General features: G+C 29.7%; 7 protein-coding genes. 2 read left to right on the forward strand and 5 right to left on the reverse strand.

Features of this window, described 5'->3' with window-relative positions; genetic code table 11:
- Positions 1-20: 20 nt before the first annotated feature.
- Together B5E48_RS07315 and kdpF are read right to left on the reverse strand one after the other, a co-directional pair.
- Entirely contained in the window at positions 21-1,769 is a 1,749-nt protein-coding gene (locus B5E48_RS07315; RefSeq protein WP_087304610.1) for a potassium-transporting ATPase subunit KdpA, read from the reverse strand.
- A gap of 15 nt (positions 1,770-1,784) precedes the next feature.
- Positions 1,785-1,901, reverse strand: coding sequence for a K(+)-transporting ATPase subunit F (gene kdpF / locus B5E48_RS14095; RefSeq protein WP_087243678.1), 117 nt, complete (start codon positions 1,899-1,901; stop codon positions 1,785-1,787).
- A gap of 239 nt (positions 1,902-2,140) precedes the next feature.
- On the opposite strand from kdpF, the gene B5E48_RS07325 reads away from it, so the two are divergent.
- On the forward strand, positions 2,141-4,099 hold the full coding sequence (locus B5E48_RS07325) for a DUF4118 domain-containing protein (protein WP_191492496.1): 1,959 nt from the start codon (positions 2,141-2,143) through the stop codon (positions 4,097-4,099).
- 190 nt (positions 4,100-4,289) lie between these two features.
- Here B5E48_RS07325 and B5E48_RS07330 read toward each other — a convergent pair whose 3' ends face one another.
- Positions 4,290-4,979 carry a response regulator gene (locus tag B5E48_RS07330; protein ID WP_087243677.1) on the reverse strand — a complete coding sequence of 230 codons (690 nt, stop codon included), beginning with the start codon at positions 4,977-4,979 and terminating at the stop codon, positions 4,290-4,292.
- Positions 4,954-6,417 (reverse strand): sensor histidine kinase, encoded by a 1,464-nt coding sequence (locus B5E48_RS07335; RefSeq protein WP_158097267.1) that lies wholly within the window; start codon positions 6,415-6,417, stop codon positions 4,954-4,956. The genes B5E48_RS07330 and B5E48_RS07335 overlap by 26 nt, the downstream gene beginning before the upstream one ends.
- 479 nt (positions 6,418-6,896) lie before the next feature.
- Between B5E48_RS07335 and B5E48_RS14100 the strand changes: the two genes are divergently transcribed.
- Positions 6,897-6,992 carry an AraC family transcriptional regulator gene (locus B5E48_RS14100; protein ID WP_087297738.1) on the forward strand — a complete coding sequence of 32 codons (96 nt, stop codon included), beginning with the start codon at positions 6,897-6,899 and terminating at the stop codon, positions 6,990-6,992.
- A gap of 99 nt (positions 6,993-7,091) precedes the next feature.
- Here B5E48_RS14100 and B5E48_RS07345 read toward each other — a convergent pair whose 3' ends face one another.
- Positions 7,092-7,316, reverse strand: a complete 225-nt coding sequence (locus tag B5E48_RS07345) for a hypothetical protein (RefSeq protein WP_241146945.1) — start codon at positions 7,314-7,316, stop codon at positions 7,092-7,094.
- Positions 7,317-7,449: the final 133 nt, after the last annotated feature.

The raw sequence follows: 7,449 nt of genomic DNA on the forward strand, positions 1-7,449 counted from the left end.
ATATTAAACTAAACCCCTTTCTATAGACCTAAGGTCAATCCCTCTGAAATTGGTCCAAGAGCTAAAGCTGGTAAGAATGTTAATGCTGCAAAAATATAAACAACAAAAACTAAGATAATAGCGAAAGTCCAAGTATTTGTTTTTAATGTACCAATTGACTCGTTCACATCAATTTTATTAAATAAACTTCCAGCAATAGCTAATTGAATAATAATTGATAGATAACGTCCTAAAAACATAACTAAACCACAAGTAACATTCCAAAATACTGTATTATCCGCTAATCCTTCAAATCCAGAACCATTGTTAGCTGCAGATGATGTAAATTCATACAATACCTGTGTTAATCCATGAAAACCAGGATTTGTAATTCCATCTAATCCTGCTTGAACTGAAACAGCTAAAGCACTAAATCCTAATATTAATAAAGGATGAATAATAATACATAGTGCTGCTAATTTCATTTCTTTTCCTTCTATTTTTTTACCTAGATACTCTGGTGTACGTCCAATCATTAAACCACAAATAAATACACCAATAATTGCATAAATCAGCATATTCATAAGACCTACACCAACACCACCAAAGACAACATTTAACATCATATGCAATAATGGAACTAATCCACCTAATGGTGTTAATGTATCATGCATATTGTTAACTGTTCCTGTTGTAAATGATGTCGTTACAGTTGTAAAGAGCGAAGACTGGGCAACTCCAAATCTTACTTCTTTACCTTCCATATTTCCAATTGTTTGAGTAATTCCAGCTGATGCAACTGCACTATTTCCTTGACTTTCACTAAAGAAACATAGTGCTAAACCAATAACAAACAAAATTGACATTGCCGCAAAAATTGTACGTCCTTCTTTACCTAACCAAACTTTAGAACTTGGTTTATCAAATTCTTTTGAAGCTGTTGTATCCAATTTTTTAGCTTTTCTTTCTTGATATTTATCATAAACCATATGACCAAATGTGAATACACAAGCTGCTGGTAAGAACATCATTGAATATAATTCAGCAATATTTGATAAAACTGTTGGATTTTCAAGTGGTGTTGATGAGTTTGCCCCTAAGAAACCTCCACCATTTGTTCCTAAGTGTTTAATTGATTCCAGTGCCGCTATTGGTCCAGAAGCAATATCTTGCAATTTTCCTTCAATTGTTGTTAGTGTTATATTTGGACTCAAATTTTGAGGTACTCCTTGAGATACAAGGAACAATCCAACAATGAAAGCCATTGGAATCAAGAAACGTGTTGTAATTCGTGTCACATCACAATAGAAGTTACCCATTCGTTTACCTAAGATTCCTCGAACCATTGCAACACATGCAGCATATCCAGTTGCTGCAGATGTAAACATCATCATAATGATGACAAACATTTGTGATAAATAAGATAAACCTGATTCACCAGAATAATGTTGTAAATTTGTGTTTGTCATAAACGAAATAATTGTATTGTAAGATAATGTTGCTTCCATCCCTTCAATACCATTAGGATTGAATATACCTATTGATTGAATTCTTAAAATAAGATAACCAACAAAAACTAAACATGCATTAAATAACAATAAAGATAATGCATACTTTTTCCACCCCATATTTGATGTATCAATTTTTAATATCTTATATATTCCATTATCAATACGATCAAAAAGTGGATCTGCAAATGTCTTCTTGTGAGTTGTTATATGATAAACATACTTTCCAATAGGAAAAATAATCACCATGAAGACAAGTAATGTACATACTATTTGTAACATAAACTCTCCTCCAAATTAAAATTTCTCAGGATTGATCAACGCATAAACCAAATAACTTGCTAATGCTACAATCACAATCGCTAATAACCACATATTCTTCCCTCCGTTACTTTTTATTGATCTGTTTATCATTCCAATCTACAAAAAGTTTCATAAGCAGAAAACCTATAGCTAATACAGCTCCCATAATTATGTCCATCATCATAGCGTTTCCCCCTTTTGTCTTTTTTAGACGTATATATCTTAGCATAGATAAAATAAAGAAAGTGTTAAAACACCAAGCCCCCATATTAAAATCATATTAAAATTTTTATTAAAACTTTTTTATTTATAAAATTTATGTACAATAAAAAAATAAGGAAGTGGTAGATATGGAAACAATAAAAAAAGGACGTCTAAAAATATTTTTCGGTTATTGTGCTGGTGTCGGTAAAACATTTGCGATGCTTGAAGCTGCTCATCAAAAATCTGTACAAGGTGTTGATGTTGTTATAGGGTATATAGAGCCGCATGATCGTAAAGAGACTACCGATCTTATTTATGGTCTAGAACAGATTCCTAAAAAGAAAATTATTTATCGCGATCGTCTTTTCTATGAATTTGATTTAGATGGTGCTTTAAAAAGACATCCTCAACTTATTCTAGTCGATGAATTAGCTCATACCAATGTTCATGGTTCAAGACATCAAAAACGTTATAGTGATATTGAAGAATTATTAAGAGCGGGTATTGATGTTTATACAACAGTGAATGTACAACATTTAGAAAGTCTACATGATATTGTTGAAAGTATTACAAGAATCAAGGTTAATGAAAGAATACCTGATCATGTTTTTGATGATGCTGATGATGTCAAATTAGTAGATATTGAAATTGATGATTTAATTGAGAGATTAAAAGAAGGGAAAATCTATCATAAACAACAAGCCAAAAGAGCTTTGGAACATTTCTTTATTAGAGATAATCTGACAGCTTTAAGAGAGATTACATTAAGACGTTGTGCTGATCGTGTTAATATCGTAACAGCCAAACAAAATCAACCTTTTGCTAAAGAGCATATTCTTGTTTGCATTGGAAGTTCTCCAACTAATCAAAAAGTTATTCGTACAGCTTCGCGTATGGCTCAGGCTTTTCATGCAGATTTTACAGCTTTATATGTTGAAACTTCAAAAAGTAATAATCTCTCTAAGAAAGCATTAGCTCAACTTCAGTCGAATTTAAATTTAGCCAAACATCTCAAAGCAGATATTGTTTCTACATATGGGGATGATGTTGCATTTCAAATAGGTCAATATGCCAAAACAAGTGGTGTCTCTAAATTAGTGTTAGGTCGCTCTTATCAAAAACCAACTTTAATCAAAAGAAGTACCATTGTCGATCAATTAACGATGAATGCTCCAAACCTAGAAATTTATATTATTCCAGATCATCGTTCAACGGCACAAAAGAAATCTGTAGATTTATCAAAATTTATCAAATTTTCATTAAAAGAAACAATTTTAGCTCTATCTATTTTTCTTATTACTACATTACTAGGTTTTATTTTCTATGAAATACATGTCAATACAACAAATATTATTTTACTCTATGTTTTAGCTTCATGTTTCATTGGTATTGTCACATATTATCCAATATACAATCTCATCTCAACCTTTTTAAGCATTATTGCTATTAACTACTTCTTCATAGATCCAAGATTTACCTTTAATATGTCCTCATCTGATTATCCATTCATTTTTATTGTCATGTTCATTGTATCAATATCCATTAGTACAATGGCTCACAAATTAAAGAAAGAAAACCTTTTAGCCTCTATTCATGCACATAGTATGGATATTCTATTAGAAACAAGTCAAAATTTACAAACGAGCAATTCTTATCAAGATATTATGAATATTACATGTTTTCAACTATATAAAATGTTAAATCGTATAATTATTTTTTATCCCGTTAAGAACAACACACTCCAAAAACCTATGATTTATGGTCCACATATCACTTCAGATATTAAAAGAGAATACATTAATCATAAAGAGTTAGCTGTAGCCCAGTGGGTTCTTGTCAACAATAAAAATGCCGGTGTTTCAACCAGCACTCTTCCCGCTGCTAAAGGATTATATCTTGCTGTTAGAAAAAAGGACAATATTTTTGCAGTGATTGGTATTGCTATGGAACAAGGTGAGGATTTAGCACCTTATGAAAAAGCTTTATTGAAAGCTATTTTAAATGAAATCGCTTTAGCTATTGATGCAATTTATAAACAAGAATCTCATAATGAAATGATTTTAAAACAACAATTAAATGAATCTTTGGAACATGAAGATATGTAACATCATAACCATATTCTTAAATATTCTTCTCAAGATAATTCTATTATAAAATCATTAAGCCAATAGACACTATAAAAACGTCAATAACAATCTTTTATGATATTTACTGACGTTTTTATAATACCTTCATTGTTTTATTGTAAATAATCATTATAAACTTAGCCAAATATACTTTCATTTATACATACAGTTATTCATCAACCATTCTATATCCAACACCTATTTCTGTAAGTATATATTGTGGTGTTGCAGGATTTTTTTCAATTTTTCTTCTTAATCCTGCCATAAGAGCTCTCAGTGCCTGTGTATCATGTCCATACCCTTTTCCATATATTTCTTCAATAATCATATCTGTTGTTAAAACTTTTCCTGCATTCTTAAAAAATAAAACAAGTAATTGATATTCTAATGGTGTTACATGAATAGGTTGATCATTTAAATAGACTTGCCTTTTATCTAAGTCAATAGATAAATCCTTGACTTTATAATATGTTTGAATTTGAACTTGATTATAACGATAAAAATGTCTAAAAGCCACTTTAATCCTTGCCACTAATTCCGTTGCTGAAAAGGGTTTGGTTAAATAATCATCTGCCCCTAATTCTAATGCATCTGCTTTGTCTTTGTCTTTATCTCTAGCAGAAACAACAATAATAGGAATTTCTGAGAATTCTCGTAATCTTTGAATAATATCTACTCCATCCATATCTGGCAATCCCAAATCAAGTAATATTAAGTCTATATTTTCGTAAAAAATTTTTCGTAACGCATCTTGTCCGTTGCTGGCAGTAATGTATTGATAATTGTTATTTTCTAAACAATAACAAATAAATTTTCTAATTTGTACATCATCTTCAACAACTAATATTGTTTGATTCATATTCATCCTCCATTGGTAATGTTATTATAAATTGTGCTCCTTGATGATTCAGACACTCTTTGGCTTCAATAGTTCCTTGATGTGCCTCTATAATAGCTTTGCATATTGTTAAACCAAGTCCTACTCCCTTAAAGGAATCAGAATAAGACTGATGTTGTGTATAGAACATTCCAAAAAGTTTTTGAGGATCCTCACCAAGAAAACCATCCCCGTAGTCCTCTACAACAAGATAACATTGATGATCTTGTTTGTAAGCATTAATGACTATTTTTTCATTATTTGAAGTATGTTTAAAGGCATTATCCAGTAAATTAATAATGACTTGCTGAATCAGTTGTGCATCCATTGCAACCATCATGACTTCGTCAGGAACATGAACCTCAATCTGCCTCTCAGACATATTTTTTTGCACATGGGAAATAGCACTTCCTATAACTTCTTCTATCGCTTCATATTCTTTATGAATCACAAGTTTTCCTTCTTGTACTTTAGTTAAACTCAAAATATTTTGTACCATAAGATACAACCAATCAGCCTCTTGATAAATATCCTGTGCTAAATGATATGAGGAACTTGTTGGTTGGTTGATTCCCATAATCATTTCTGACGTTCCCATAATACCAGATAACGGTGTTCTTAAATCATGAGAAATGGAGCGTAAAAGATTGCTGCGATAATGTTCTTTAATACTTGCTTCATTTAATTTTAACTGTTCCTCTATTGAATAAATACGATCTAAGGCTAATGAAATATTATCTATCATAAGATAAAAGATATGTTTTTGGGTTTCATCCATATGTTGAAAATTATCATCTTTAAAAAAGAGAATTCCCAATAATCGTGAAACACCATATAAAGGAAAGAAAATATACATATCTTTGATAATATATTTTTGATTTTCATTACGAAAACAGTCAATAATATCTTGATGTTTATGTTCATTATGATAATCTAAAAAGATGAAATCTATTGGATAATGAAAATATTGATTTAATATATGATAGACTTCATCATAAAGTCTCTGTTTGTCTGTAATCTTTGAAAGATGATTTGTCAATTCATAAAGCATTTTCATATTTTGAGCATTTTTATATGCCTGATTCTGGGAAAGTTGGATACGTGAGGTTAATGTACTGACAATAATAGAGGTCAATGTCATAGATATAAAAGTTATAAAATATCTGGAATCATAAAATAATAATGTATAATAAGGTACTGTAAAGAAATAATTAAATAAAAATGTTGCAATAATAGAACTAATTATTCCATAGATATATCCTTTTGTTAATAAGGAGATGATCAGTATAGAAATAATATAAATTAAAACAATCGTTATTTCAGACCAGTCTAAATATTGAAAGAACAAGCCTACACAGGATGCTATAACTAATAATATAACTGTAATCAACAATGAGTGAATATAAGACTTGAATTTCATTTTCATTTTCACCTCTTGCTTTTATTAAATAACATATATCCATAGAAAGCAATCTTTTTATGATTATCTTTCCACGCAAAAAAGAATCACAATATTTTATAAGTGATTCTTTTTTTAGTAATAGATTGTTATGTATCATTTCATAATAATTGTAATAAATCTATTGGTTTATCAAAAATATAAGTATAATAATCAATTCCTATATCTGATGTACTCCCTCCTCCACTTCGCATATTCAAAATCAATGTGAGCATTCTTTGAAGCTAATTATATAAATGACTTCATCTGGCTATAATTTTAATTTCTTTAAACATTCCAATAATGGTGCAGGATTTGGTTTATGTTTATCTGTATCTTCTGCTAATACCTTTGCTTTCATATATTTATCTTCATCAATCATCGATCCAATATTTGATTCAATATCGTTGAAGTCAGACAAAAAATGTTACAATATTCAGATTTTTCCACTGATGAAATAAATGGAAAAATGTGATTTTCAAACATCAAGTTACTTTAGAAAAATATTTCATCAAAACACAGGTATGACTCCCTCACAATATAGATCAACTCGATAAATTCATTTTCAAGATAAAAGAAGCTGTTACAAAAACAGCTTCTATCATTTTTGATATGCTCATTTTTAATATAATAAAACGAGCACATATATAAAGATCCTATTCTTCTAATTCATATCCTATATCTGTTAAAGTCATCTGTAATTTTTTTCTTTTGTTGTATTGATTATAGTGAAGATAATGTGCATAGAGTATATCTACCATAATCAATGCTGGTATTTGTGGCGATATCTTATCTGAAACTGCCAAATTCTTTAGACCACTCATCAAAATAAATTCATCATAATAATCACGATACTTATGTCTATTATAAGCTGACAACATGACTGTTTTCGCTCCAATGTCATTAAGTTAAGATGACAATATTTAACCAGGAATTGTATGGAAATATATTTTTCCTGGTTTTTAATATTTACTCAAGCTCAAAAAGTGTAGTCTTGAAACTACATCTGTCAAG

Origin of the sequence: Massilimicrobiota sp. An105 (assembly GCF_002161155.1) — a bacterium.
Lineage (GTDB): Bacteria > Bacillota_I > Bacilli_A > Erysipelotrichales > Coprobacillaceae > Allocoprobacillus > Allocoprobacillus merdigallinarum.